The sequence below is a fragment of the Mesorhizobium sp. WSM4842 genome (genome assembly GCF_055901575.1).
The window spans coordinates 5106411-5133282 of sequence record NZ_CM148372.1 but is presented as its reverse complement, the minus strand read 5'-3'; the positions used below and the strand labels follow the sequence as shown (position 1 = coordinate 5133282).

The following is a 26872-nucleotide window of genomic DNA, read 5'->3' as shown; positions in this document are numbered from 1 at the left end:
CATGGCCCGCACCTTGGCCCTGGCGACTGTGTGCCTGCTGGCGGCGGGGTTGAGCAGCACCGCTGCTCAGGGGCTGTTTGGCGCGCCGCCCGCAAACGCGCCGGCCGATAGTACGGCACCTGCAGCTCCGCCAGCCGCGCCGCCGCCAGCAGAAAATGAACCGGCAGCGCCGGTGCGGCCAGATTCGCCAACGGCGGTGGTGAAACCGTTCTACGAGCATGTCGGGCTTGAGCTCGATCCGGCAGAGCGTAGTCACTTCGCCGATCCCGCGAAGTCGGTGCTCGACAAGAGCGATGCGCTGCGGAAATCAGGGCAGGGCGAGTGTCTCGATCCCAACATGGCACTCGACAATGCGGCGTATGACAGGGCCGAGATCGACAAGAGCCTGAAGACTATTGAAGCGGTCAAGGGCGATGAGGCCAAGGTCATCGTCGCCTTTATCGTCGCTGGCAATCCGCACCGGCTGGAGTGGAAATTCAGGAAGGTCGACGGCGATTGGAAGATCACGGACCTTCTGTCGGTGACCGGCGAATGGGCGCTCAGTCAGTACCAGTGCGAGTGAGAACCGATGAAGATCACCAACATCCGCGTTACCCATGTCAACGTTCCGCTAGATGCCCCCTTCTGGTGGACGGCTGGTCTCTATAGCGGCGCCTCAAAATCGATCATCGAGGTCGTGACGGACGAAGGCGTGGTCGGACTGGGCGAGGCGCCGTGGTGGCATTTCGGCGAGGTGATCAAGGCCGAGATCGCGCCGGCGCTGATCGGCGCCGATCCGCTCGACATCGCCGACTGCGAGGCGCGCTGCGTGCCGCCCTGGCAGATCACCGCCAACACCGGCGAGAATGCCGCCTCGGTGGCGTTCGGCGCCGTCGAACTGGCGCTGTGGGACATCAGAGGCAAGGTCTTCGGCATGCCGCTCTACAAAGTCCTCGGCGGCGCCGTGCGCAAGGACATTCCGTTTTCGGAATATTTCTCGTTTCGCGCCGCGCAGGGCGGAACGGGTGGCGAGATGACGTCCGAAGCGATCGTCGAGTACTGCCTAAAGATGCGCGAGGAGCATGGCTCGACCATCTTCGAGGGCAAGCTGATCATGGGCGATCCCGAACTCGAGATCAGCACCGTGCGCATGCTGCGCGAGGCGCTTGGCGACAAGGCGCAGATCAGACTCGATTCCAACATGCAGTGGTCGCTGACCACAGCGCGCTGGGTGCTGCGCGAGATCGAGCCGTTCAACATCCGCAATTATGAGGATCCGGTCGCGACCTTCGAGGAGATGGCGGCGCTGCGCCAGCATTCGCGCATTCCGTTCTCCACGCATATCCCGGATCTCAGACGGGCGGTCGCGCTCGGCGCGCCGGATTACTTCGTCTGCAATTTTGCAGCCCTCGGCGGCTTGTCGAAAACCCTGAAATTCATCGCCGCCTGCGAAGCGATGGGCAAGGGGTTTTGGTGCTACTCGAACGATCTCGGCATCATGACATCGGCCTATCTGCATGTCGTGGCGGCGATGCCGTGGATTACCGAAGCATCGCAATCGCTGTTTCGCTGGCAGATCGGTGACGTCATCAAGGACGGTCCTTTCCGGCAGACCGGCAACACGGCGCGTGTGCCGGAGGGCAACGGACTTGGCGTCGAACTTGACCCCGCTGCAATGAAGCGCTGGGCGGGGCACTTCGCCGAACACGGGCCGATGGGCCATTTCAGCGACCCGAACAATCCCGGACGCTACCGGCGGCTGCCGCTCAACTGATGCAACGTGCGTTCCTTAGAAACTCAGGCTCACCCGCGCCCGCGATAGGGCGCAACACCGGTGTCGGGCAGCCATGCGCCTTCCGGCGGCGCGCCGGTCTGCCAGAACACGTCGATCGGAATGCCGCCGCGCGGATACCAATAGCCGCCTATGCGCAACCACAGTGGTTTGGTCGCGGCGATGATGCGGCGGCCGATCATGACGGTGCACTCTTCATGGAAGGCGCCATGGTTGCGAAACGAGGTCATGAACAGCTTCAGCGACTTCGATTCCACCAGCAGCGTGTCGGGTGCATAGTCGATTACGATATGGGCGAAGTCCGGCTGGCCGGTGACCGGACAGAGCGAGGTGAATTCCGGGCAGGTGAAGCGAACGATGGCCGGCGGCCCGTCGCCGCGCGAAAACGGCACGGTTTCCAGGACTGCCGCTTCAGGGCTCTGTGGCGCCTCGACGTTGGTGCCGAGCTGGGTAAGGTTTTTCGTATCGGTCATGGGCGGGTTCCTTACTGCATGTCGCCCAAAAGCCTGCCCACGGGCCTGACCCGCGCGGTTTTGGGATACGACATGCGCAAAACAAAAATTTGCCGCTCATTAGCACAATTTGAAACAGGAAGACGATGACCACTAACGATCCGCTTCTCCAGCCCTATCAGCTCAAACATTTGACGCTGAAGAACCGGGTCATGTCGACCAGTCACGAGCCGGCCTATTCCGAGGACGGCATGCCGAAGGAGCGCTACCGGCTCTACCACGCCGAAAAGGCCAAAGGCGGCATGGCGCTGACCATGACAGCCGGCTCGGCGATCGTCTCGCGCGACAGCCCAGCCGCATTCGGCAATCTGCATGTCTATGACGACCGCATCGTGCCCTGGCTCACCGAACTCGCCGATGCCTGCCACGAGCATGACTGCAAGGTGATGATCCAGATCACCCATCTCGGCCGCCGCACTGGCTGGAACAAGGCCGACTGGCTGCCGGTGCTGTCCGCGTCGCCGGTGCGCGAACCGGCGCATCGCGCCTTCCCGAAGACGATCGAGGACTGGGACATCGAGCGCATCGTCGCCGACTATGCCGCCGCCGCCCAGCGCTGCCAGGCCGCCGGCCTCGACGGCATCGAGTTCGAGGCCTATGGCCACCTGATGGACGGTTTCTGGTCGCCGGCCACCAACCAGCGCGACGACGATTTCGGCGGCACGCTCGACAACCGCTTGCGCTTCACCGGCATAGTGCTCGATGCGGTGCGGGCGGCGGTCGGCCAAAAGTTCGTCGTCGGTATTCGCATGGTCGCCGACGAGGATTTCGAAAAAGGCCTTTCGAAACAGGAAGGCGTGGAGATCGCCAGGAGGCTGGCCGGCTCCGGCAAGGTCGACTTCCTCAACATCATCCGCGGCTCGATCGAAACCGATGCCGCGCTGACCAAGGTCATCCCGGTGACCGGCATGCGCTCGTCGCCGCATCTCGACTTCGCCGGCGAGGTGAGGGCGGCGACGAAATTCCCGACCTTCCATGCGGCGCGGATTGCCGATGTCGCCACCGCGCGTCACGCCATCGCCACCGGCAAGCTCGACATGGTCGGCATGACCCGCGCCCACATGGCCGATCCGCATATCATCCGGAAGGTGATGGAGGGCCGCGAACACGAAATCCGCCCTTGCGTCGGCGCCACTTACTGCCTCGACCGCATCTATGAGGGCGGCGAGGCGCTGTGCATCCACAATGCGGCAACCGGCCGCGAGGCTGATATTCCGCACATCATCTCGAGAACCGAGGGACCGAAGCGAAACGTGGTCGTTGTCGGCGCTGGGGCCGGCGGTCTGGAGGCGGCGCGTGTCGCGGCCGAGCGCGGTCACAAGGTGACGGTGCTGGAAGCGTCGAGCCAGGCCGGCGGGCAGGTGCGGCTGGCGACGCAAAACCCGCGCCGCAAGGAGTTGATCGGCATTATCGACTGGCGGCTGGCCGAACTCGGCCGGCTCGGCGTCGATATCCGCTATGACATCTGGGCGGAGAAGGACGATGTTCTGGCGCTGTCTCCCGACGTGGTGGTTGTCGCCACCGGCGGCCTGCCGCAGAACCCGCCGCTGGTGGCGGGCGACAATCTCGTCACTTCGAGCTGGGAGATCATGGCCGGCAGCATCAAGCCGGCCGAACACGTGCTGCTCTATGACGACAATGGCGGCCATCAGGGCATGGGTGCGGCCGAATTGATCGCCAATAGCGGTGCAAAGCTTGAGCTGGTTTCGCCCGAACGCTTCTTCGCCCCGGAAATGGGCGGCATGAACCACGTGCCCTATATGCGCGCCTTCCAGGAAAAGGGCGTCACCATCACCATCAACACGCGGCTGCGTTCGGTGCGGCGCGAGGGCAATCAACTGGTTGCGGAGCTCAGCTCCGACTTCGCTGACGGCTGGCGCGGCGAGCGGCGGGTCGATCAGGTGGTGGTCGAGCACGGCACGCTGCCGCTCGATGATCTCTATCTCGCACTGAAACCGCTGTCGAAGAACGGCGGCGCGGTCGATTACGAGCGGCTGGTCAATGGCGGCGACATTTTTCCGGCGCGCAATCCGCAAGGCGGTTTCGTGCTTTTCCGCATCGGCGATGCGGTAGCCTCTCGCAACATCCACGCAGCAGTCTATGACGGCATCAGGTTCGGATTGCGGATCTGAAGATCACTTCGGATTGATTGGTGGCGCGCAGCCGAACCTCCGCACGGAGAGCCATCAGGCACGTCGGTCCGATCTGCGCGCCGCGCACGCTGTCGGCTTGCCGCCAGACACCGTACGATCTCTTGAACCGTGATTGCGGCAGGCCCCACTCAGAACATCCTGGCGGTAGCCATACAAAGTATGGTGATGACCAGCAGCCCACCAGCGATGCGTTCGCCCCTTGTCATTTTCGCGCGCAACTGCATTTCCGTCGCCGCGTCAGTGCCGGCAAGCCGCCTGCTGGCAGAGCCGACCAGCGCGCCCTGAATACCGGCGGCAACCAGCGCCGTCGCGATACCCAGGGCCAGAATGATTTCCATCGAACCGAAATAGCCGCTGTGGAAGAAATGCCAGAGCAGAGCGCCGGTCAGGAAAACCATGCCGGCCGCACCCATTTGCGGCCGGAAAAACCGTTCGATCCGAATCTCCGGATCGCGGGCGACCGCGATGGTCGTTCCAGCCCAGAACACACCGGCCATGACGTGAAGGCCGAGGACGACGATGTAGACATATTGCATGACCGCATTTTCTCCTTTCCCACCGCTTTCCATAGGATTAGATATCGAATGATTAGATGTCAATGTAAAGTCAAGGGCCAGTTCCATCGGCCTTTCCCTTGCTCTAGTGTCGGATCATGACGCTTTTTGACCGCCCGCCAGTCGGGATGAATCTCGCCCGCACCGCAAAGCTTGTCGCACAGGCCTTCGATTCCGCCTTGGTCGAGGCTGGCGGCACGCTGCCGGTCTGGGTCACTCTGTTGTCGATCAAGTCGCGCGAACTGGCCAACCAGCGCGAGCTCGCCGGCATGATCGGAATCCAAGGCGCGACGCTGACCCACCATCTGAACGCGATGGAGACGCAAGGCCTGCTGACCCGGCGCCGCGATCCGGAAAACCGCCGGGTCCATCAGGTCGAGCTGACCGAAGTGGGAGAGGCGCTGTTCCTGAAATTGCGCACGGCAGCACTCGCCTTCGACAAGCGGCTGCGGACCGGGTTGTCCGACGAGAGGCTGGCGGAGTTCGCGGAAGTCCTGGCGGCGCTGCGGGCGAATGTCGATTGATCCCAAACTGCCGAACGCATTGTTTCAGTGGCCCAAGGAAAGAGGGTTCTTCCCTTCGATTTGCGCGCCGCACATGCCGCCGGGTCCATCCGTGATCAGGCAAGGGCGCATCGGCCAGGGTTCGAAGACATAGCGATCGCCGCTACGGGCGAGGTCCACGGTTTGACGATACTGACGGACAACGAGCGTCATTTTGCACCGCTCGGGGTGCCGATGCTCAATCCGCTGAAGAATTTGCCGCCATTGCGACAGTCGGCGGCACCTTAGCCGGACTTACCCGTCAGGCCGCCATTTCCGAAGCGGCATGTCAAGGTTGGCGCCTTACGCCCGGCTTCCCCGCAGCAGCGTTAGCCTGGCTTTCTTCGGCGCCCGCGCGACCAGCCATTCGCGTGCCGTGTCCTGCGGCATCGGGAAGGCGATGGAATAGCCCTGCACCTGGTCGCAGCCGATCGCCATCAGCGAATCGAGCTCGGCCTCGGTTTCGGCGCCCTCGGCGACGATCGAGATGCCGAGGCCGCGGGCGAGTTCGGTGATGGCCCGCACGATCTTGGTGTTGTCGTCGTTCTCATTGATGTTCTGGACGAAGCGGCGATCGATCTTCAGCCGGTCGATCTCGTTCGGGTTGACGTGGCTGAGCGACGCGTAGCCGGTGCCGAAATCGTCGAGTTCGAGATGAACACCGGCGGCGCGGATGTGCCGTAGCTTTGCCGCGATGCCGGTCTTCTCGTCGTCGAGAATGACGGATTCGACGATTTCCAGCGAAAGTTTCTGTGGCGGCAGCCCAGTTTTTTCCAGCACGCCGAACAGGAAGGCGTCGAAATCGGGCTCACGCAGTTCGGAGCCGGACACGTTGACGGCGAGCCGTCCAAAGGCAACACCGGCGCGGTTCCACTCGGCCGCCTCGCTGATTGCCTTGGCGATGACGATGCGGCCGATCTCCGGCATGAGTCCGCATTTTTCGGCGACGGGAATGAACTCGCCCGGTGCGATCATGCCGCGCTCGGCATGTCTCCAGCGAACCAGCGCCTCGATGCCGCCGATGGTACCGTTCGACAACGAAACCTGCGGCTGGAAATAGACCTGGAACGCCTTCTCCGCGATCGCGATCCTAATGTCATGCTCGAGCTGCTTGCGGAAATCGAGTTCATGCCGCAACTCCTCGGAGAAGAATGAGAGGCTGCCGCCACTCTGCTTTTTGGCGGAGTGGAGCGCGAGGTCGGCATGGACGAGCAGATCTTGCGCATTGTCGGCGTCGACCGGATAGACGGCGACGCCGGCGCTGGCGCCCGGAAGGATGGTCGTGCCCCGAAAGACGATCGGTTCGTTGATCTGCGTCAGAACGCGCCTGGCGACCATGTTGATGTCCTCGGTGCCGCCGGCACCATTGAGGATCATTACGAACTCATCACTGCCGAGACGCACGCAGAGATCCGAAGCCCGGCAGGAATCGCGCATGCGCTGCGCCGTCACCACCAGCACATAGTCGCCGGCGGCGTGGCCAAGCGTGTCGTTGATCTGCTTGAACCGGTCGAGGTCGAGGTGGACCGCCGCAAGCCGCTCTCGCCGGCGCTGTGCCCCCTTGATCAGCGTATCGAAATGGTCGGTCAGGAAGGTGCGGTTGTGCAGGCCGGTAAGGCCGTCATGCACGGCGATGAAGGCCATGGAATTGCGGGCATCGATCAGTTCATGCGTCTTGCGCAGAATGGCGTTCGACATCGGCCTGAAGATGAAAAGTGCCACCAGCACGATGACGCCGATGGTGGTGTAGAACAGCGTTCGATGGAGATCGAGAAGTGTTTCCGATCGCGCATCGGCATGGGCGCTGATGCGCTGGCCGAGTGCCGCATAGCCCGACAGGGTCGCATTGGCGATGGAAGCGTCGAGGTTGACGCGTTCGCCGCCGCCCTTGTAGCCGCCATTATCGGCCATACCGAGTCGTGATTCGAACGCTGAAACCAGGCGTTGGCCGTTGGCGATAAGCCCGACCGAGAAGTAATCGAGATGAAACGGCTTGGCGAAAAGCACGCTCTCGACTGACTTTGGATCGAACCTTGCCGGTGACGTCGGGTCGGCGACGACCCGCTCGAGCAGAAGGTCGTAGTTCCTCTCGAACTCCGCCGTGGCCTGTTTGAATGCGGTGACCAGAGCCGGTTGTTGGTTGCGCGAAGCAGCACCTGCAGCGTTTGCAAGGAAGACAATGCGTTGCGACAGCGTCTTTTGCATGCCGACAATATTGAGCAGCGTATCGTCGTGCCGCTGGGCAGCCATCATCTGCTGGAGAAGGATGAAGGAGGCCATCACCATGGCTGCAATGATCAGCAGCGCCAGCCAATAGCCGGCCTTGATCAACAGTATGAGCCTGCCCGAAATGGATTGCGCCGGTTGCTGCGACATTTTCTGGGGCGGTCCCTCTCGCCGACAGATTGTTAGGTGTGAGAACCATTGGCTTGAAAGTGTTAACAGCTCCGGAAGTCGACAGAGCTGCGATAGCGACAGCGGTGGAAAGCTCGCGAAATGGTTATCGCGTTCTTTCGCGCCGCAGCTGCATTTGAATATCCGCCATTTGGCGTCATTCTGGCCAACGGCCGTCGCGTCACCGAAGCGGTCGCTTTTGCGGTGGATTTTTCGCCCGCGCGGGGCGACAGTCCATTCAAATCTCAACAGGGCCTGATCATGAGCGCGGCATTCCTCTCCCATATCGACAGCGAACTTCAAGGGCTGAAATCGGCCGGCCTCTACAAATCCGAGCGGGTGATCACCTCGACGCAGTCGGCAGAGATCGAGGTGGGCGGCGAAAAGGTGCTGAATTTCTGCGCCAACAACTATCTCGGGCTCGCAGACAGCGCCGAATTGCGCGACGCGGCCAAGCAGGCGCTTGACCGATACGGGTACGGCATGGCGTCGGTGCGTTTCATCTGCGGCACGCAGGAAGAGCACAAGCAGCTCGAGGCGACGATTTCTGGCTTCCTCGGCATGGAAGATACGATCCTCTACGGCTCGTGCTTCGACGCCAATGGCGGCCTGTTCGAGACGCTGCTCGGTGAGGAGGATGCGGTCATCTCCGACGCGCTGAACCACGCCTCGATCATCGACGGCGTGCGGCTATCGAAGGCGAAGCGCTACCGCTACGCCAACAACGACATGGCCGATCTGGAGGCGCGGCTGAAGGAGGCAAGGGATTGCCGTTTTCGGCTGATCGCCACCGATGGTGTATTTTCCATGGACGGCATCATAGCCAATCTGAAGGGCGTCTGCGATCTCGCCGAGAAGTACGATGCAATGGTGATGGTGGATGACAGCCATGCAGTCGGCTTCGTTGGCAAGAACGGCCGCGGCTCGGCCGAGCATTGTGGCGTCGAGGGCAGGGTGGACATCATCACCGGCACGCTTGGCAAGGCATTGGGCGGCGCATCGGGCGGCTACACATCGGCCAAGAGCCAGGTGGTCGACTGGTTGCGCCAGCGCTCGCGTCCCTATCTGTTTTCCAACACGCTGATGCCGGCGATCGCCGGCGCCTCGATCCGGGTTTTCGAACTGATCGGCAATGGCGATGCGCTGCGTCAGCGTCTCTATGCCAATGCGGCGCGCTTCCGGTCTGAAATGGGTAAGCTCGGCTTTACGCTTGCCGGCGCCGATCATCCGATCATCCCGGTCATGCTGGGCGATGCGACACTGGCGCAGGAGATGGCGGCGCGCATGCTGAAGTGCGGCATCTATGTCATCGGCTTCTCGTTTCCGGTGGTGCCTAGGGGCCAGGCGCGCATCCGCACGCAAATGTCGGCCGCCCATTCCAGTGCCGACATCGACCGCACAGTCGAGGCGTTCGGCGCGGTCGGGCGCGAACTCGGTGTGATTTCCTGAACGGCCGGAAGCCAAAAGCGGTTCCGGATCAAGAGATTCAAGGGACAAAAGAATGTCGAACATGATGAAGGCGCTGGTCAAGGCCAAGGCCGAGCCGGGCATCTGGATGGAAGAAGTGCCAGTGCCGGAAATCGGCCCCAACGACGTTCTGATCAAGATCAAGAAGACCGCGATCTGCGGTACCGACGTCCACATCTACAATTGGGATCAGTGGGCGCAGAAGACCGTGCCGGTGCCGATGGTGACCGGCCACGAATTCGTCGGCACTGTCGCCGATTTCGGTGCGGCGGTCACCGAATACAAGATCGGCCAGCGTGTGTCGGGCGAAGGCCACATCGTCTGCGGCCACTGCCGCAACTGCCGGGCGGGCAGGGGACATCTGTGCCGCAACACGCTCGGCGTCGGCGTCAACCGGCCGGGTGCCTTCGGCGAATATCTGGCGATCCCGCAGCACAATGTCGTGCCGATCCCCGACGATGTGCCCGACGAGATCGCTGCAATCTTCGATCCCTTAGGCAATGCGGTTCACACCGCGTTGTCCTTCGATCTCGTCGGCGAGGACGTGCTGGTCACCGGCGCCGGGCCGATCGGCATCATGGGTGCGCTGGTGGCGCAGTGCGTCGGCGCGCGAAAAGTGGTCATCACCGACATCAACCCGGTGCGGCTGGCGCTGGCGAAAAAACTCGGCGTCCAGCATGTGGTCGACGCGTCGAAGGAAAAGCTGCGCGATATCATGCCGGCGCTCGGCATGACCGAAGGTTTTGACGTCGGCCTCGAAATGTCGGGTGCGGCACCCGCCTTCCGCGACATGATCGACGCCATGAACAATGGCGGCAAGATCGCCATTTTGGGCATCGCGCCGACCGGCTTCGAGATCGACTGGAACAAGGTCATCTTCAAGATGCTGCATCTCAAGGGCATCTATGGCCGCGAGATGTTCGAGACCTGGTACAAGATGATCGCACTGGTGCAGGGACCGCTCGATGTCAGCGGCCTGATCACCCACCGCATCGGCGTGGACGACTATATCTCCGGCTTCGAGGCGATGAAGAGCGGCAATTCGGGCAAGGTGGTGATGGACTGGTGAGCGCCTAATCCCTGCTCAGAGCCTTCTTGAGCGCAACCAATCCGTTTGTGATCGCGGTGCGCTCGCCAGCGCTGAGTTTTGCCAGCAATTCCCGTTCGAACGCCTTCGCCAGCGGCACCATTTCGCGATAGGCGGCAAGGCCCGCTCCAGTCAGCGTCAGATGCTCGATGCGGCGGTCTTTTTCATCCGGTTTTCGTGTGAGCCAGCGACGCCGTTCGAGTTCGGCGACGGCGCGCGAAACTTTGGTCTTGTGCATCGCCGATTGTTCGCCGAGCGCTGTCGCGGTCATACTGCCGTGCTGTCCGAGCCCGGCCAGCGTGCGCCATTCGGGCCGCGTCAGGCCGTGGCGATCTTTGTAAACCCTGGAAAATTCGCGGCTGACAGCGTCGGCGAGCCGGTAAAGCCGATAAGGCAGGAAGCTTTCGAGCTCGAGGATTTCCGGTTCCATGTTCCGCGTCCGCGCAGCATGCATTGCTGGTTGATAGTTACATTTTCGATGGTTACAAATGAAACCAGTTTGGTCAATTCCGGAGCGCCGCGCGTCCTCGTGGACGCACAAAAGACGCTCTGGCAGGGTGAATCCGGGAGGAAACCATGGCCTTTTCCTACATGCCGGGGTTCGGCAACGACTTCGAAACTGAAACCTTGCCCGGTTCGCTGCCGCAAGGGCGGAACTCACCGCAGCGGCCGGCCTACGGCCTCTATGCCGAGCAGCTCTCAGGCTCGCCCTTCACCGCGCCGCGCGGCACCAACGAGCGTTCCTGGCTCTATCGCATCAGGCCGAGCGTCAGGCACACCGGCCGCTTCAAGGCGGCGACCTATCCGCTGTGGAAGAGCGCGCCGAATATCGGCGATCACGAACTGGCGCTCGGCCAATATCGCTGGAATCCGGTGCCGATGCCGAAGGAGCCGACGGACTTCATTGCCGGCATGCGCTCGATCACCACCGCCGGCGACGTGCTTGGCCAGACCGGCATGGCGGCGCATGTCTATGTCGCCAACCGCTCGATGGTCGACGACCATTTCTTCAACGCCGACGGCGAGTTGCTGGTCGTGCCGCAGGTGGGGGCGCTGCGCTTCGTTACCGAAATGGGCGTCATCGAATTGCGACCCGGCGAGATCGCGGTGCTGCCGCGCGGCCTCGTGTTCAAGGTCGAACTGGTCGATGAAACAGTGCGCGGCTATGTCTGCGAGAATTACGGCGCCAAGCTGACGCTGCCGGATCGTGGCCCGATCGGCGCCAATTGCCTGGCCAATCCGCGCGATTTCAAGACGCCTTGCGCCTGGTTCGAGGACAAGGAGACGCCTTGCCGGCTGATCGTGAAATGGTGCGGCCAGTTTCATGTCGCCGAACTCGACCATTCGCCGCTGGACGTGGTGGCGTGGCACGGCAATTATTCGCCCTATAAATATGATCTTGCAACGTTTTCGCCGGTCGGGGCGATCCTGTTCGACCATCCCGATCCGTCGATCTTCACGGTGCTGACCGCGCCGAGCGGCGAGGAGGGCACCGCCAACATCGACTTCGTCACCTTCCCGCCGCGCTGGCTGGTGACCGAAAACACGTTCCGTCCGCCCTGGTACCACCGCAACATCATGAGCGAGTTCATGGGCCTGATCCACGGCCAGTACGACGCCAAGGAGGAGGGCTTCGTTCCGGGCGGCATCAGCCTGCACAATCTGATGCTGGCCCACGGGCCTGACGCGTCTGGCTTTGAAAAGGCCTCGCGCGCCGAGCTGAAACCGGTCAAGCTCGACAACACCATGGCCTTCATGTTCGAGACGCGATTCCCGCAGATGCTGACCCGCTACGCCGCCGAAGTTGAAACCCGGCAGGAGAATTACATCGACTGCTGGGCCGATCTGAAGAAGCGCTTCAACGGCACGCCCGAGGGCGACTGGTCTTGAGCGCTGATCCTACGCGGGATCGGCTGGTGCTGCTGGGCTCGAAGGGCGGCCCGGCGCTCCGCCCGAGCGGGCCGTGGCCAAGTTCGTCGCTGCTGGAGATCGGCGGTCGCAACATCGTCGTCGATTGCGGGCTTGGCGTGACGCGCGGGCTGGCCGACGGCTGCATCAGCCTGAAGGCGCTCGATCTGGTCTTCATCACGCATCTGCATTCCGACCATGTGCTGGAACTCGGTCCGCTGATCCACACCGCATGGACGGCGGGTCTGGCGACACCGGTCGCTGTGTTCGGCCCGCCCGGCACTGGCCATTACTGGCAGCGCTTTTGCCAGGCGATGGAATTCGACATCGAGATACGCATCGCCGACGAGGGCCGGCCTGATATCGGAGATATGGTTTCGATCATCGAATTCGGCGAAGGCGGGGTGACGGAGCAGCGCGGCCTGAAGGTTTCGGCGCTGCGCGTCGACCATCCGCCGGTGACCGACTGCTTTGCGCTGCGCTTCGAGCACGCCGGACAAAGCGTCGTATTCTCTGCCGATACGACGTTCTTTCCGCCATTGGCCGATTTTGCCAAAGGCGCCGACATCCTCGTCCATGAGGCCATGCTGGAGGAGGGTATCGAGCGGCTCGTTGCGAAGACCGGCAACGGCGCGCGGCTGAGGGAACATCTGCTCGCCAGCCACAGTCTTGCCGGGGAGGCGGGGCGCATCGCCACCGACGCTGGGGTCGGGCGACTGGTGCTCAACCACCTCATTCCGGCCGACGATCCCGAGATCGACGAGGCCGACTGGATCGCCGCCGTCAGGAAAACATGGGCCGGTGACTTGACGATCGCCCGCGACGGCCTTGTTGTGGGACTGGAGCATGATCCCGAACCGGACCGCTAGCGAAAGTGAGAACCGGTTTTCGGAAGAGATCAGGCGCAGAACAAAAATTCAAAGCGGCACCAAAGCCGCACCAGGAGAGGAAACCGCATGAAGCTTGCCACATTGAAGGACGGGTCGCGCGACGGAAAGTTGGTCGTCGTCTCGCGCGACCTGACGCGCTTTACCGATGCCTCGTTTCTGGTGCCGACGCTGCAAGCGGCACTCGACGACTGGAGCCGGATCGCGCCGCATCTCGCCGCCATGGCGGAATCGCTGGAGAACAATGCGGTGCCGTCAGCGCGCTTTCACGAGCATGACGCCCATTCGCCGTTGCCGCGCGCCTATCAATGGGCGGACGGCTCGGCCTATGTGAACCATGTCGAACTGGTGCGGAAGGCGCGCGGCGCCGAGATGCCGGCAAGCTTCTGGACCGATCCGCTGATTTATCAGGGTGGTTCGGACAGTTTCATCGCGCCACGTGATCCGATCCGGGCGGCCGACGAGGCTTTCGGCATAGACATGGAAGGGGAGGTCGCCGTCATTGTCGATGATGTCCCGATGGGAGCAAGCCTAGATGAGACGCGGGCCGCGATCCGGCTGGTCATGCTGGTCAATGACGTCACGCTGCGTTCCCTTACCGCGCCAGAGCTTGCCAAGGGTTTTGGCTTCTTCCAGTCGAAACCGTCCTCGGCCTTTTCGCCGGTCGCGGTAACGCCGGACGAACTCGGCGATGCCTGGGATGGCGGCAAGGTCAGCCTGCCGCTGCTGGTCGACCTCAACGGCAAGCCGTTCGGCCGGGCTAACGCCGGCGTGGACATGACTTTCGATTTTCCGGTGCTGATCGCGCATGCCGCAAAAACCCGGCCGCTGGCCGCCGGCACCATCATCGGTTCGGGGACGGTCTCCAACAAGCTCGACGGCGGTCCGGGCAAGCCTGCCTCGGCGGGCGGCGCCGGCTATTCCTGCGTTGCCGAACTGCGCATGATCGAAACGATCGAGGCCGGCGAACCGACAACGCCGTTCCTGCGCTTTGGCGACACGGTACGCATCGAGATGAAGGACAGGACCGGACATTCGATTTTTGGTGCGATCGAGCAGAAGGTCGAGAAATACGCAATTTGAAGCAATTCTATATCTAGCGTCGTTCCGAGACGCTGGCAGGATCAGGATGCCGTACACTGCTACTTATCTCTGGTTTGTGGGAATTTCCGGCATCGCTACTGCCTGGCTTCTAATTTCGGCAATCCGACTTTGCCATCAGGTTGAGGACCGATCTGAAAGACTCCGCAACTTCAGCAGCGTTGCGCGTCGGGCGAAGCTTATTTACATCGCTTTGAACCGGGACGTTGGAAGCGATGTTGAAACGCAAGCGCTGCGGCGTGGCATGATCGCTCGTCTGCTAGCCATAGGTGCTATCGGTATTGCTGTGAACTTGATTGCCTGGGCTGGTTGGGCGAGTATGTGACGTGGACCTGCTGGACCATAATCGCCGCATGGCACGCAACAATCTCTGGTCGAACGACCGGCTCTACCGCGCCGTGCTGCAGCTTGAGCCCGGTGAATTCGAAGCCGAGCGAACCAGCTTCTTTCCCTCGATCAAGGCCACGCTCAATCACATCCTGGCTGTCGATCATCTCTATCTCGATTTTCTCGAGCAGGGTGGCGTTGGCGCCGCGGCCCATGACGATTTCGTGCCGTTCGATGAACCACCAGCGCTGTTTGCCGCCCAGGTCGCTGCCGACCGGGGGCTGATCGCCTTCTGCGACGGTCTGTCGGCGGCCGATCTAGACCGCCGTGTCGTCACTGACCGGCGCGAGGACGGAAACATACCGGAGCGGATCGGCGACCTGCTCGCCCACCTCTTCATCCACGACATCCATCATCGCGGCCAAGTGCACGCCATGCTGTCCGGTACGTCGGTGAAACCGCCGCAACTCGACGAATTCTTCCTCGACTATGATCTGCAACTCAGGAAAGCCGAGGTCGAGAGGTTGGCAATTAATGGCGGCAATTAATTGTAGTTACGAAAATTCTTGACTTAATTATTGTAGGTACATAAATTTCGGATGAAGATCGTCTGGGACGAACCGAAACGGTTGGCCAACATCGAGAAACACGGGTTGGATTTTGCCGCGCTGGATGACGAGTTTTTTCTTGCCTCGACAATCCGGACGGCAAAAGCTGGTCGCCTCATCGCAATTGGCCGGATCGTCGATGGTGTCGTTGCCGTGGTGTTTGCCCGGCTCGGCTCCGAGGGCATCTCGATAATTTCGATGCGTCCGGCCAGCCCGGCTGAAAGAAGGTTGTTCGATGACAAAACGTAAGTTGCAGACAAAGTTCGAACCGGGGCGCGGCTATAGCAAGGAAGATTGGGATGCCGTTTCGGACAATCCGGAATGGACAGAGGAGGATTTTCGAAACGCACGTCCCTTCGCTGAAGTTTTTCCGGACCTCGCCGAAAGCATTCGCCGTTCGCGCGGGCGGCCGGCGCTCGACAATCCGAAGAAGCAGGTGACGCTTCGGCTCGATAGTGACGTGGTTGCACGCTTTCGTGCCGGCGGACCCGGCTGGCAGAGCCGGATCAACGACATTCTTCGCAAAGCCGCCGGCCTCACCAAGTAAACTTCGGCGCTTGGACCTTGCTCCTCCACTTACCGGTGCGACGTCACTGATTGGCGCACGTGTCCATCATTTGTCGTAGTCGCCCCATTCAGGGCCGAGTTCGTCAAAGTCGTCACCGATGCGGATCTTGCCTTTCAAGGCGCCAATGCGAGGCAGGAGGTCGGGCGATGCTGGCGGCACGAGGCGAGCCGTGACTTTGCCGCAGCGCGTGAGCACGATCTCCTCACCGGCTTCCGCACGCCTAACGAGTTCCGACAATTTGGCCTTGGCCTCGGCGACAGAAATATTCATGGCTAGAATCTGAGCAACAACTGATCCAACCGCAAGAGGTTAGGCCACTGCCTATTCCGCCGCCTGCACCTTCAGCACGCCGCGCTTGATCTGGTCCTGCTCTATCGATTCGAACAGAGCGCGGAAATTACCCTCGCCAAAACCTTCGTCGCCCTTCCTCTGGATGAATTCGAAGAAGATCGGGCCGATCACGGTTTTTGAAAAGATTTGCAGCAGGATCTTGGTCGTGCCGCCGTCAACCACGCCTTCGCCATCGATCAGGATGCCGTGCTTTTTCATGCGCTCGATCGGCTCGTCATGGCCGTGCACGCGGGCATGGGACATGTCATAATAGGTTTCCGGCGGGCCCGGCATGAACTTTAGCCCGTTGGCGGCCAGCCTGTCGGTAGCGCCGTAGATCTCGTCCGTACCGACGGCGATGTGCTGGATGCCTTCGCCATTATATTTCTTCAAATATTCGGCGATCTGGCTGGTCTCATCCTTGGACTCGTTGAGCGGGATGCGGATCTTGCCGCAGGGCGAGGTAATGGCGCGGCTGACCAGGCCGGTGATCTTGCCGTCGATATCGAAGAAATGGATCTGCTTGAAGCCGAACAGGTCGCGATAGAAATCCCACCATTTGTCCATGTTGCCGCGGTAGACATTGTGGGTGAGGTGGTCGAGATAATAGAAGCCGACGCCTTCCGGCTTCGGGTCGCGCGCGCCCAGCCAGTCGAACTCGGCATCGTAGGCCGAGCCCTTTTCCCCATAAGTATCGATGAAATAGAGCAGTGAACCGCCGATGCCGACGATTGCCGGCACGTCGAGCGTTTTATCTTTGCCTTCATAGGGCGTCGCGCCCTTGGCGACGGCATGGTCGAACGCATGCTTGGCATCGACGACCCGCCAGGCCATGGAGGAAGCGCAGGGGCCGTGCTTGTCGACGAATTTCATCGCATGCGAGCCGGGTTCGGCATTGACGACATAGTTGATGTCGCCCTGCCGCCAGACGGTGATGTCCTTGGTGCGGTGCTTGGCTACCGGCACATAGCCCATGCGGGTAAAAAGCTCGGCGAGCTTTTCCGGTTCGGGATGCGCGAACTCGACGAATTCGAAGCCGTCGGTGCCGGCGGGATTGGCCTTGCTGATCTTTGCGGGCGGTGCGTCGTGTGGGAAGGGGCCCATGGTGTTGTCCTCCAAAAAGCTCTGTGGCCGGAAAGGGCCATTTCCGCATAATCATAGCGCGGAACGGGCGCATGGTGCTTGCATTCAAACGCTTTAAATGATCGAGTGATGCGCGAACTGTGCACGTATGGAGAAGATTCTATGGATGATGCGCGCATCGACCGGTTTGACCGCAAGATAATGGCTCTATTGCAGGGCGACGCACGGCTGACCAACAACGATTTGTCGGAACGGGTGAACCTGTCGGCGTCGCAATGTTCGCGCCGCCGCCAAAGGCTGGAGGAGGACGGCTACATCAGGGGTTATCGCGCGGTGCTCGACCGCGACAAGCTTGGCTTCTCGCTGGTCAACGTCATCTCGGTGACGCTGGCCACCCACAACCGCGACAATGCGCAGCGCTTCGGCGAACTGGTGGCGCGGCTGCCGGAAGTGCAGGAGGCGCACGCGCTAACCGGCGAGATGGACTATATAATGAAGGTGGTTACGCCGGACCTGAAGTCGCTGTCGGAATTCGTCAACGGCGTGCTTCTGCCGCACGAGTCCGTGCAGCATGTGAAGACGGCGATCGTACTCGAAACGCTGAAGGAAACCGGCGCGCTGCCGATCTAAATTAGCCCTTCGACTGCCGGATCAGCCCGTAAAGATTGGTGCAGCGTGCGCCGGAACGGCAATAGGCGAAGATCGGGCCTTCGAGCTCGTCGAGCGCCTCGGCCTGGTCCCCGACATTCTCGGCCGTGATCTGGCCGCTGATGACCGGGATGTAGCGGAAAGCGAGCCCGGCAGCTTCGACCGCTGCCTTGACACTGTCCGCTGATGGCTGGCTGGGCTGCTCGTCATCCGGCCTGTTGCAGATGACGCTCTTGAAGCCGGCGGCCTTGATGGCGGCGATCTCTTCGGGCTGAATCTGGCCCGAGACCGAATAGTCCTCGCTGATCTGACGATATTCCATGATGGCGTCCTCGCAATGTTCGATGCCTGCTGGCCAGGGGCGGAGTCTTGCCACTCCCAGGGCTGGACGGCAATCCGCCCAGAAAGAAATCCCGCTGCGCAGATAGACATTCTCATGCGGGAAATCCAGCCGGGCTACTACAGCACCGCGCGTCCTTGGATCCACAAAGGACGCTGTAGCAGTTTGTTGCCTACACGTGCGCAAGCCGACCAAGTGGTCGGCGTCTCACCCTCCGAGTATCGCGCCTTTGATCTGGGCGATGTTGTTGTGCATCAGGTCGATATAGGTCGAGGCCGGGCCGTCGGGCTGCGACAGCGCGTCTGAATAGAGCGTGCCGCCCACCTTGACCCCGGTCTCGCTGGCGATCTGCTCGATCAGCCGCGCGTTGGCGATGTTCTCGACGAAGACCGCCGCCGCCTTGTCCTGCTTAACTTGGCTGACCAGCTTTGCGACGTCCGCAGCGGACGGCTCCGACTCGGTCGACACCCCTTCGGGGGCCAGGAAGGTGAGGCCATAGGCCTTCTCGAAATAGCCGAACGCGTCATGCGAGGTGATGACGACGCGTTTCTCTTGCGGGATCGACTGGATCGCCATCTGCACTTCACCCTCGAGCGCGTCGAGCTTCTCGGTGTATGCGGCGGCATTGGCCTTATAGGTGTCGCAACCCTCGGCGTCGGCGGTGCAGAAGGCGTCGGCGATGTTCTTCACGTAGATCCTGGCATTGGCGACCGATTGGAAGGCATGCGGATCGGTATCTTCGCCTTCAGCGGCGTCGGCATCGGCGAATTCGGGTTTGAAGTTGATCGGCGTGACGCCTTTGGTCAGAACGGCGATTGTCGCGTTGGTGGCGCTGGCGTCGACCAGGCGCTGCAGAAAGCCTTCGAAATGCAGGCCGTTGACCAGCACCACATCCGCACCCGCCATGGCCACCGCGTCGGCCGGACTCGGCTCGTAGACGTGGGCATCGCCGTCCGGCCCGACGATGGTGGTCAGATCGATCCGGTCGCCGCCGACATTTTTGGCAAAATCGGCAATGACCGTGAAGCTGGCGACCACTTTCAACGGCTCCGCGAGGGCCGATGATGCGCCAAAGGCGCTTAATGTTATAACGCTCATTGCCAAGGCGGTGCGGATCGATTTCAGCATGGAAAGGTCACCTCTGTTGGGATCAGGCGGTTCTGTGGCGGTGATGGATAATACGGGCGCGCAGGATGCCGCGCGTGCCGAACAGGATCGAGGCAAGATAGACGACGCCCGCAGACAGGATGATCGCCGGGCCGGATGGCAGCGACACGTGGTAGGACAACAGCAGCCCGGCGACGCAGGAGGCAAAGCCGATCAGCACCGCCAGCACGCACATCGGCTCGACGCGCATGGTCCAGAAGCGGGCGGCGGCCGCAGGCAGCATCATCAGCCCGACGGATAGCAGCGTGCCGAGCGCCTGGAAGCCGCCGACAAGGTTGAGCACGACGAGGCCGAGGAAGATGAAATGCACCGGGCTGCCCAGCCGGCTGACCGAACGCAGGAACAGCGGATCGAGACATTCGGCGACCAGCGCCCGCCAAAAAATGGCGAGGTTGACCAGCGTGACCAGCACGATGCCGCCGATCAGCGTCAGCGCTTCATTGTTGAGCGCCAGCACGGTGCCGAACAGCACATGCATGAGATCGACGCTGGAGCCGCGGATCGATACCATCAGCACACCGATGGCCAGCGAAATCAGGTAGAAGGCCGCCATCGAGGCGTCCTCGCGCTGGATGGTGAAACGCGAGACGGCGCCGGCGCCAAGCGCGACGATGATGCCGGCAATCAACCCGCCGATGGTCATCGGCAGGATCTCCAGCCCATAGAACAGGAAACCGGCGGCAGCACCCGGCAGGATGGCGTGGGCCATGGCGTCGCCGGAAAGGCTCATGCGCCGCAGCATCAGGAAGACGCCGACGGGGCAGGCGCCGAGCGACAGCATCAGCGACCCGGCAAGCGCCCGCTGCATGAAGGCGAAATCGGCGAACGGAGCGATGAGAAGACCGTAGAGCGTTTCCATCATGCTGCCCGCGGCCCGGAGCCGTGATGATGGTCGTGCCCATGGTCGTGAGCGTGACCACCATGCTTGTGGTCGTCGGGCTCGCACCAGGGCGCGTTCTCCTCCCAGGCTTCGTGGAAGCGGCGCGCGCGCAACAGGTTTTCCGGCCGCAGCGTTTCCTTTGTCTCGCCCCAGGCGATCGGCTGGCGCGCCAGCAGCAGCGTTTCGGGGAAATTCTGGCGCACCAGATCCAGATCGTGGACTACGACCATGATGGTGCGCTCCTCACCATGCCAGCGCTTGATCAGTGCGATCAGGTCGCCGACGGTCTTGGTGTCGACGGCGTTGAACGGCTCGTCGAGCAGGATGAGATCGGCATCCTGCAGCAGCACGCGGGCAAACAGCGTGCGCTGCAGCTGGCCGCCCGACAGCGTGTCGATCGGGCGCTTCTCGAAGCCGCCGAGGCCGACGGCCATCAGCGCCTGGCTGACCGACTCGCGATCTTCCCTGGTGTAGCGGCCGAGCAGCCCGCGGCGTGGCCACAGCCCGAGCGAAACCAGATCGACGACCCTGGCCGGAAAGGAGCGGTCGAGCTCCGACTGTTGCGGCAGATAGGCGGCGCGCACGCCGGGCGCCCGGACAACCGTTCCGGCCATCGGCTTCAACACGCCGACGATACCCTTCATCAGGGTCGACTTGCCCGAGCCGTTGGCGCCGACGACGGCGGTCAGCGATCCCCGGTGGATCGTGCCGTCGAGATGATGGATTGCCGGATGGCTGTTGTAGCCCAGCGTCAGGTCGCTGAAGGTCAGGCAGGTTTTGGTCATGTGACGATCCGGTGGCACGACTGGTACGGCGGCGGCGATTGGATATGTGATGTTATTACATTAGTCAACAAGTCAATCGGGCGGAATTGCGGCGACTAAACCATTTGCCGTGTCCTGTTTGGCCCCATGCCCTGCTGGCTCAAGAGGATTCACTCAGTCGACCTTGCCCCCGGCAGACGGCGACTCTAAAGAGGCGCAACCGACAATAGAAGGAAACATCCCATGAGCATTCGTCGCATCGATGTTGGCCCGCGCATGAGCCAGATCGTCATCCACGGCAATACCGTCTATCTGGCCGGTCAGGTCGGCGAGCCGGGCGGAAACGTCGGCGCCCAGACGAGGGACATTCTGGCGGCCATCGACGAATTGCTGGCCAAGGCCGGAACGGACAAGACCAAGATCCTGCAGGCGATCATCTGGCTGGCCGACATGAGCACCTTTGCAGAGATGAACGCGGAGTGGGACAAGTGGGTGCCGCAGGGCCATGCCCCGGCCCGCGCCACCGGCGAGGCCAAGCTTGCCGGGCCGGAATATCTGGTCGAGATCATCGTTACCGCTGCCATCTGAGATGCGGCTCTTAACCCTCCCCCTTGAGGGGAGGGTCGCGGAGCAAATGCCGCAGGGCGGCATTTTGCGAAGCGGGGTGGGGTCCGTGCAACCTCGCCGACCCCACCCCGTCTCGCAGTCTCTGCTTCGCTCCGACTGCTCGCCGACCCTCCTCCCCTCGAGGGGCCTCGAGGGGGAGGTTTACCCCTGCGAGGGCGTGAACCGCGCGACCAGCGTGTGGTTCTCGGCCGCATAGGTGAAACGGACATGGGTGACGGGGTGCTCGGCGCTCCATGTCCGCCGCTCGACCACCAGGCACGGTGCGCCGGCCTCGATATCGAGTGCGGCGGCAATGTGTCCGTCGGCGGCAACAGCGCGGATGCGGTGCTCGGCGGCACTCCACGGCACCCGGGCGATCAGCCACGGGCCGGGCGCTATGGCATGAAACTCCTCGTTGGCGGCCTCGGCCACGGCGGCCAGGTTGATCAGCCGCTGTTCGTGGGCGAACGGCCGCTTGCCGGCGAAATGCCGGCATTCCAGCGCCAGCACCGGTCCGTTGGAGTCGAGTTCCAGCAAGGCGCGATCCTCGGCGTTGCTGCGCCTTTTGTGGCGCGCCACACGCTCGTAGCGATAGAGCAGACCGAGCGCCTCGACCTCGATCCTGATGTCGTGGATTTCCAGCACCGCGGCTTGCGACTGCGGCCGCCGGACAAAGCTGCCCGAGCGGCGGCGGCGCTCGATCAGCCCGGCTTTGGCAAGCTGCGACAGCGCCTTGTTCACCGTCATGCGCGAACATTTGTACTCGGCCGTCAGTTCGTGCTCGAACGGGATGCGGTGGCCAGGCGCCCAGGCGCCGGACAGGATCCGCTCGCTGATGTCGGACAGGATGCGCTGATGCAGCGAGAGAGATTCGCCGAGGTCCACATCCAATGCCTCAGTCATGCTCATCCCGAAAGCGCCGTCATCACTTTGCGAAAACGCTCGGCAATGGCATCGCGCCTTGCATGCCTGCCGCCGCTGACCAGTTTCTTGCCATGCACCCAGACGCAATCGATATTGGCGCCGTTGGCGAAGATCCAGGCATCGAGCACCGCATCGCCCGTCTTGCTTGCCAGCGAGGGATGCTTGCCATCGAGCGACACGAAATCGGCTGAGGCACCAGCGGCGATCTGCGAGGGCCCGGCGCCAAGCGCCGCACTGCCGCCGTCGAGCGCTGCATCGAATAGCGCGCGGCCGGTCGAACTGCCCGCCACCGCCAGCACGTTGCGGGCGCGGTGGGCGAGGCGCTGCGAATATTCGAGCTGCCGCAATTCGTCCGGCAGGCCGATCAGCACGTTGGAATCGGAGCCGACGCCGAGGCGGCCGCCATGTTGCTTGAACAAAGGTGCGGCAAAGGTGCCGTCGCCGAGATTGGCCTCGGTGATCGGGCAGAGGCCGGCGACTGCTCCGCTTTTCGCCATGGCCGCCGTCTCGGTCTCGGTCATGTGGGTGGCGTGGATCAGGCACCAGCGGTCATCGACCTTGGCATTGGCGAGCAGCCATTCGACCGGCCGCACCCCGGACCAGGCAAGGCAGTCCTCGACCTCCTTCACTTGCTCGGCGATATGGATGTGGACCGGTCCGCCCGGTACCATTGTCGCGATGTTTTCCAACTCCTCCGGTGTCACCGCGCGCAGACTGTGTGGGGCGACGCCAACGACGCCTTGATTCAAGGTGCGAACGGATTCGCGGCATTCCTCAATAAGCCGCGAGAACCGATTCACATCGTTGATGAATCGCCGCTGGCCTTCGTTCGGCGCGGCGCCGCCGAAAGTGGAATGCGCATAGAAGACCGGCAGCAGCGTCAGCCCAATGCCGGTGTCGGCAGCTGCGGCAGTGATGCGTTCGGCCATTTCGGCGATGTTGGCGTAGGGCTGGCCGTCGCGGTCGTGATGCAGATAGTGAAACTCGCCGACGCGTGAGAATCCAGCCTCCAGCATCTCGACATAGAGCTGCGCGGCAACCGCCTCGACCTGGTCCGGCGTCATCGACAGCGCAAATCGGTACATCACCTCGCGCCAGCTCCAGAAACTGTCGGCGGAAGGGCCGCGCAGCTCGGCAAGGCCGGCCATGCCGCGCTGGAAGGCGTGGCTGTGCAGGTTCGGCATGCCTGGCAGGAGGATGGCATGGCGTTCGTCGCCGGGCTGGGATGCAGTGTTCGGCTCGACAGTAGCGATGCGGCCTTCACTGACGACGATCCGGGCATTGGAATGCCAGCCGTCGGGCAGAAGCGCCTGTTCCGCAAAGATCGCCGTCACGTTTTTCTCTCCTATTCCCTGTGTCCCGTGCAATGATATCACTTGCAGTGTGTTTCAATATGTATATACATAATCGCCGCCGATTGAAACGGAAAAGATAATGGCTGGAGAGAGCAAAAGCCGGGCAGGGGAGGTTCGCCTCTGGCGCAATGCGCGCCTGGCAACCATGGCTGAAAGCGTCGCCGGACTTGGCATCGTCGAACACGGTGCGATCGCCGCACGCGATGGCGTGATCGTCTATGCCGGCCCGGAAGCCGACATGGCGGCAGCACTTTTGCAAGACGCCGAGATTGTCGATTGCAAGGGCCGCTGGATCACGCCCGGCTTGATCGACTGCCACACCCATCTGGTCCATGCCGGCAACCGTGCCAACGAATTCGAGATGCGGCTGGCCGGCGCCACCTATGAAGAGGTCACCAAGGCCGGCGGCGGCATCGTCTCGTCGGTCAAGGCGCTGCGCGCTGCCAGCGAGCACGAACTGGTTACGCAGTCGCTGCCGCGCCTCGATGCGCTGATCGCCGAGGGTCTCACCACCATCGAGATCAAGTCGGGTTACGGGCTCGATCTCGAAAACGAGCAGAAATCGCTGCGTGCCGCGCGGCTCCTGGGCGAACATGGTCCAGTCACAGTAAGGACGAGCTTCCTCGGGGCTCACGCGCTGCCGCCCGAGGCGAAAGGCGACAAGGACGCTTTTATCGACCGGGTCGCAAAAGAGATTTTGCCGGCCGTCGCTGCCGAGGGCCTGGCCGATGCCGTCGACGGCTTTTGCGAAGGCATCGCCTTTTCGCCCGAGCAGATTTCTCGCCTGTTCGACGCGGCGAAAGCAGCAGGCCTGCCGGTCAAGCTCCATGCCGACCAGCTGTCCAATCTGCATGGCGCGGAACTCGCCGCACGATATGGCGCGCTATCGGCAGACCATCTCGAATACACTGACGAAGCGGGTGCGGCGGCGATGGCGAAGGCAGGAACCGTGGCGACGATCCTGCCCGGCGCCTATTATTTCATCCGCGAGACCAAGAAGCCGCCGATCGGCCTGTTTCGCCAGCACGGCGTCAGAATGGCGGTCGCCACCGACTGCAATCCCGGCACTTCGCCGCTGACCTCGCTACTGCTGACCATGAACATGGCGGCGACTCTGTTCGGTCTGACCGTCGACGAATGCCTTGCCGGTGTCACCCGCGAGGCCGCACGCGCGCTCGGACTGCTCGGAAAAACCGGCACGCTGGAGGCTGGAAAATCAGCCGACATGGCGATCTGGGACATCGAGCGCCCGGCCGAGCTCGTCTACCGCATGGGCTTTAACCCGCTGCATGCCCGCATCTGGAGAGGACGATGAGCGAACTCAAACTCAAGCCGGGCAACACAACGCTGGCCGACTGGCGCGAAATCTATCGTGGTGCCGTGCCGAAGCTAGACGCTGCCTGCCGGCCAAAAATCAAGGCCAGCGCCGAGGCGGTTGCGCGGATCGTCGACCGGGGTGAGCCGGTCTATGGCATCAACACCGGCTTTGGCAAATTGGCCAGCGTCCGCATCCCCGCCGCCGACCTCGAGACCCTTCAACGCAACATCGTGCTGTCGCATGCTGCCGGCGTCGGCGAGCCTATGCCGGTTGCGATCACCCGGCTGATGATGGCGCTGAAGCTGGCCAGCCTGGCGCAGGGCGCTTCCGGCGTGCGGCCGCAGACGATCGAATTGCTGGAAGCAATGCTGGCCAATGACGTCATTCCGGTGGTGCCGGCGCAAGGCTCGGTCGGCGCCTCCGGCGACCTTGCTCCGCTGTCGCATATGACCGCGGTAATGATCGGCGTCGGCGAATGTTTTACCCCGCATGGCCGGTTCCCGGCCAAGGTCGCCTTTGTCTCGCACGGGCTGGAGCCGGTCACGCTTGGCGCCAAGGAAGGGTTGGCGCTGCTCAACGGCACGCAGTTCTCGACCGCCTACGCGTTGGCCGCCCTGTTCGACGCCGAAGTGCTCTACCAGTCGGCGCTCGTCGCCGGTGCGCTTTCGACCGATGCCGCCAAAGGCTCCGACGCCCCCTTCGATCCGCGCATCCATCTCCTCAGGAAGCATCCTAGCCAGATCGAGGCGGCCGAGGCGCTGCGCAACCTGATGGCCGGCAGCGCCATCCGTGAATCGCACCGGGTCGGCGACGAGCGCGTGCAGGATCCGTACTGCCTGCGCTGCCAGCCGCAGGTGATGGGCGCTGCGCTGAGCGTGCTGCGCCAGGCCGCCGACACGCTGGGCACCGAGGCCAACGGCGTCACCGACAATCCGCTGATCTTCGCCGAGGACGACACCGCGCTTTCCGGCGGCAATTTCCACGCCGAGCCGGTGGCCTTCGCCGCCGACATGATCGCACTCGCCGTCTGCGAGATCGGCTCGCTGTCGGAACGGCGCATCGCCATGCTGGTCGACCCGGCGTTGTCGGGCATGCCGGCCTTCCTGACGCCGAAGCCCGGGCTGAATTCCGGCTTCATGATCCCGCAAGTGACGGCAGCGGCACTCGTCTCGGAAAACAAGCAGAAGGCCTATCCGGCCAGCGTTGATTCGATCCCGACCTCGGCCAACCAGGAAGACCACGTCTCGATGGCAGCACATGGCGCGCGCCGGTTGATCGGCATGGTTGAGAATGCGACGGCGGTCGTCGGCATCGAATTGCTGGCCGCCGCGCAAGGCTGCGATTTTCATGCGCCGCTGGCGTCGAGTGCGCCGCTCGAAGCGGTGCGCAGGCTGGTCAGGGCCGAGGTGCCGCATCTCGACAATGACCGGCATTTCCACCCCGACATGGAAAAGGCCATCGCTATGGTGCGCAATGGCGCTGCGGTGAAGGCGGCGGGGGCGGTGGCGCTGCCGGGAATTGCGTCGTGAGAGCGCACACGTCGATAGGTCGCGATCCTTCGCGCCGTAGAGCGCCAGC

General features: G+C 62.6%; 28 protein-coding genes and 1 pseudogene. 17 read left to right on the top strand and 12 right to left on the bottom strand.

Translation table 11 applies throughout. The features are described from left to right. Nucleotide 1 precedes the first annotated feature (1 nt). Both AC0NIE_RS24980 and AC0NIE_RS24975 read left to right on the top strand, forming a co-directional pair. A complete protein-coding gene (locus tag AC0NIE_RS24980) occupies nt 2-562 on the top strand; it encodes a hypothetical protein (RefSeq protein ID WP_473489318.1) in 561 nt (186 codons plus the stop codon). Between the two features lie 6 nt (nt 563-568). Beyond that, nucleotides 569-1753 carry a mandelate racemase/muconate lactonizing enzyme family protein gene (locus tag AC0NIE_RS24975; protein WP_473489319.1) on the top strand — a complete coding sequence of 395 codons (1185 nt, stop codon included), beginning with the start codon at nt 569-571 and terminating at the stop codon, nt 1751-1753. A 29-nt stretch (nt 1754-1782) separates the two neighbouring features. Here the strand turns inward: AC0NIE_RS24975 and queF are convergent, their stop codons facing one another. Then, the gene (gene queF, locus AC0NIE_RS24970; protein WP_123151602.1) at nt 1783-2244 is read right to left on the bottom strand and encodes a preQ(1) synthase; all 462 of its coding nucleotides are present in this window, start codon (nt 2242-2244) and stop codon (nt 1783-1785) included. 125 nt (nt 2245-2369) lie between these two features. Between queF and AC0NIE_RS24965 the strand changes: the two genes are divergently transcribed. Next, on the top strand, nt 2370-4415 hold the full coding sequence (locus AC0NIE_RS24965) for an oxidoreductase (protein WP_473489320.1): 2046 nt from the start codon (nt 2370-2372) through the stop codon (nt 4413-4415). Nucleotides 4416-4564: 149 nt separating this feature from the next. Here the strand turns inward: AC0NIE_RS24965 and AC0NIE_RS24960 are convergent, their stop codons facing one another. Beyond that, nucleotides 4565-5059 carry a hypothetical protein gene (locus tag AC0NIE_RS24960; RefSeq protein WP_474044194.1) on the bottom strand — a complete coding sequence of 165 codons (495 nt, stop codon included), beginning with the start codon at nt 5057-5059 and terminating at the stop codon, nt 4565-4567. Nucleotides 5060-5088: 29 nt separating this feature from the next. Between AC0NIE_RS24960 and AC0NIE_RS24955 the strand changes: the two genes are divergently transcribed. Both AC0NIE_RS24955 and AC0NIE_RS24950 read left to right on the top strand, forming a co-directional pair. Then, a complete protein-coding gene (locus AC0NIE_RS24955; protein ID WP_473489322.1) occupies nt 5089-5514 on the top strand; it encodes a MarR family winged helix-turn-helix transcriptional regulator in 426 nt (141 codons plus the stop codon). 39 nt (nt 5515-5553) lie between these two features. After that, nucleotides 5554-5781, top strand: a pseudogene (locus AC0NIE_RS24950) (PIN domain-containing protein); the annotation flags it as partial. A 54-nt stretch (nt 5782-5835) separates the two neighbouring features. Here the strand turns inward: AC0NIE_RS24950 and AC0NIE_RS24945 are convergent. Then, complete coding sequence (locus tag AC0NIE_RS24945; RefSeq protein ID WP_473489323.1) at nt 5836-7908, bottom strand: putative bifunctional diguanylate cyclase/phosphodiesterase; 2073 nt, start codon at nt 7906-7908, stop codon at nt 5836-5838. Between the two features lie 279 nt (nt 7909-8187). Between AC0NIE_RS24945 and AC0NIE_RS24940 the strand changes: the two genes are divergently transcribed. Next, nucleotides 8188-9375, top strand: coding sequence for a glycine C-acetyltransferase (locus AC0NIE_RS24940; protein WP_473489326.1), 1188 nt, complete (start codon nt 8188-8190; stop codon nt 9373-9375). Nucleotides 9376-9427: 52 nt separating this feature from the next. After that, a complete protein-coding gene (gene tdh, locus AC0NIE_RS24935) occupies nt 9428-10462 on the top strand; it encodes an L-threonine 3-dehydrogenase (protein WP_474044192.1) in 1035 nt (344 codons plus the stop codon). Nucleotides 10463-10466: 4 nt separating this feature from the next. Here tdh and AC0NIE_RS24930 read toward each other — a convergent pair whose 3' ends face one another. Beyond that, entirely contained in the window at nt 10467-10910 is a 444-nt protein-coding gene (locus AC0NIE_RS24930; protein ID WP_473487782.1) for a MarR family winged helix-turn-helix transcriptional regulator, read from the bottom strand. A 146-nt stretch (nt 10911-11056) separates the two neighbouring features. Between AC0NIE_RS24930 and hmgA the strand changes: the two genes are divergently transcribed. The 6 genes from hmgA (at nt 11057) to AC0NIE_RS24900 (ending at nt 15858) form a co-directional block, all read left to right on the top strand. Then, a complete protein-coding gene (hmgA, locus tag AC0NIE_RS24925) occupies nt 11057-12370 on the top strand; it encodes a homogentisate 1,2-dioxygenase (protein WP_473487781.1) in 1314 nt (437 codons plus the stop codon). After that, complete coding sequence (locus tag AC0NIE_RS24920; protein WP_473487780.1) at nt 12367-13257, top strand: MBL fold metallo-hydrolase; 891 nt, start codon at nt 12367-12369, stop codon at nt 13255-13257. The genes hmgA and AC0NIE_RS24920 overlap by 4 nt, the downstream gene beginning before the upstream one ends. A gap of 87 nt (nt 13258-13344) precedes the next feature. Further along, nucleotides 13345-14358 carry a fumarylacetoacetate hydrolase family protein gene (locus AC0NIE_RS24915; protein ID WP_123147622.1) on the top strand — a complete coding sequence of 338 codons (1014 nt, stop codon included), beginning with the start codon at nt 13345-13347 and terminating at the stop codon, nt 14356-14358. Between the two features lie 344 nt (nt 14359-14702). After that, on the top strand, nt 14703-15251 hold the full coding sequence (locus tag AC0NIE_RS24910) for a DinB family protein (RefSeq protein WP_473487779.1): 549 nt from the start codon (nt 14703-14705) through the stop codon (nt 15249-15251). Between the two features lie 51 nt (nt 15252-15302). Beyond that, entirely contained in the window at nt 15303-15560 is a 258-nt protein-coding gene (locus AC0NIE_RS24905; protein ID WP_473487778.1) for a BrnT family toxin, read from the top strand. After that, complete coding sequence (locus AC0NIE_RS24900) at nt 15547-15858, top strand: BrnA antitoxin family protein (RefSeq protein ID WP_123147618.1); 312 nt, start codon at nt 15547-15549, stop codon at nt 15856-15858. Before AC0NIE_RS24905 ends, AC0NIE_RS24900 begins: the two co-directional genes overlap by 14 nt. A 66-nt stretch (nt 15859-15924) precedes the next feature. Here the strand turns inward: AC0NIE_RS24900 and AC0NIE_RS24895 are convergent, their stop codons facing one another. Beyond that, entirely contained in the window at nt 15925-16149 is a 225-nt protein-coding gene (locus tag AC0NIE_RS24895) for a type II toxin-antitoxin system Phd/YefM family antitoxin (RefSeq protein ID WP_473487777.1), read from the bottom strand. A gap of 51 nt (nt 16150-16200) precedes the next feature. Continuing rightward, on the bottom strand, nt 16201-17313 hold the full coding sequence (gene hppD / locus AC0NIE_RS24890) for a 4-hydroxyphenylpyruvate dioxygenase (RefSeq protein WP_473487776.1): 1113 nt from the start codon (nt 17311-17313) through the stop codon (nt 16201-16203). Nucleotides 17314-17454: 141 nt separating this feature from the next. Here hppD and AC0NIE_RS24885 point away from each other — a divergent pair, with 141 nt between their 5' ends. After that, nucleotides 17455-17922 carry an Lrp/AsnC family transcriptional regulator gene (locus AC0NIE_RS24885; protein ID WP_473487775.1) on the top strand — a complete coding sequence of 156 codons (468 nt, stop codon included), beginning with the start codon at nt 17455-17457 and terminating at the stop codon, nt 17920-17922. Between the two features lies 1 nt (nt 17923). On the opposite strand, the gene AC0NIE_RS24880 is transcribed toward AC0NIE_RS24885, so the two are convergent. The 4 genes from AC0NIE_RS24880 to aztA all read right to left on the bottom strand — a co-directional run bounded on the left by AC0NIE_RS24880 (nt 17924) and on the right by aztA (nt 21112). Beyond that, nucleotides 17924-18262 (bottom strand): protein tyrosine phosphatase family protein, encoded by a 339-nt coding sequence (locus AC0NIE_RS24880; RefSeq protein WP_473487774.1) that lies wholly within the window; start codon nt 18260-18262, stop codon nt 17924-17926. A gap of 225 nt (nt 18263-18487) precedes the next feature. Then, nucleotides 18488-19408, bottom strand: coding sequence for a zinc ABC transporter substrate-binding protein AztC (gene aztC / locus AC0NIE_RS24875; RefSeq protein ID WP_473487773.1), 921 nt, complete (start codon nt 19406-19408; stop codon nt 18488-18490). A gap of 22 nt (nt 19409-19430) precedes the next feature. Continuing rightward, the gene (gene aztB, locus AC0NIE_RS24870) at nt 19431-20306 is read right to left on the bottom strand and encodes a zinc ABC transporter permease AztB (protein WP_473487790.1); all 876 of its coding nucleotides are present in this window, start codon (nt 20304-20306) and stop codon (nt 19431-19433) included. Continuing rightward, a complete protein-coding gene (gene aztA, locus AC0NIE_RS24865; RefSeq protein WP_473487772.1) occupies nt 20306-21112 on the bottom strand; it encodes a zinc ABC transporter ATP-binding protein AztA in 807 nt (268 codons plus the stop codon). Before aztA ends, aztB begins: the two co-directional genes overlap by 1 nt. A gap of 222 nt (nt 21113-21334) precedes the next feature. Here aztA and AC0NIE_RS24860 point away from each other — a divergent pair, with 222 nt between their 5' ends. Continuing rightward, nucleotides 21335-21679: a RidA family protein gene (locus AC0NIE_RS24860; protein WP_473487771.1), complete on the top strand. Its 345-nt coding sequence runs from the start codon at nt 21335-21337 to the stop codon at nt 21677-21679. Between the two features lie 180 nt (nt 21680-21859). Here AC0NIE_RS24860 and hutC read toward each other — a convergent pair whose 3' ends face one another. Together hutC and AC0NIE_RS24850 are read right to left on the bottom strand one after the other, a co-directional pair. Further along, complete coding sequence (hutC, locus tag AC0NIE_RS24855; protein WP_473487770.1) at nt 21860-22606, bottom strand: histidine utilization repressor; 747 nt, start codon at nt 22604-22606, stop codon at nt 21860-21862. Next, nucleotides 22603-23955, bottom strand: a complete 1353-nt coding sequence (locus AC0NIE_RS24850) for a formimidoylglutamate deiminase (protein WP_473487769.1) — start codon at nt 23953-23955, stop codon at nt 22603-22605. The genes hutC and AC0NIE_RS24850 overlap by 4 nt, the downstream gene beginning before the upstream one ends. Before the next feature lie 100 nt (nt 23956-24055). On the opposite strand from AC0NIE_RS24850, the gene hutI reads away from it, so the two are divergent. Together hutI and hutH are read left to right on the top strand one after the other, a co-directional pair. Next, on the top strand, nt 24056-25291 hold the full coding sequence (hutI, locus tag AC0NIE_RS24845) for an imidazolonepropionase (RefSeq protein ID WP_473487768.1): 1236 nt from the start codon (nt 24056-24058) through the stop codon (nt 25289-25291). Continuing rightward, a complete protein-coding gene (gene hutH, locus AC0NIE_RS24840) occupies nt 25288-26823 on the top strand; it encodes a histidine ammonia-lyase (protein WP_473487767.1) in 1536 nt (511 codons plus the stop codon). The genes hutI and hutH overlap by 4 nt, the downstream gene beginning before the upstream one ends. Nucleotides 26824-26872: the final 49 nt, after the last annotated feature.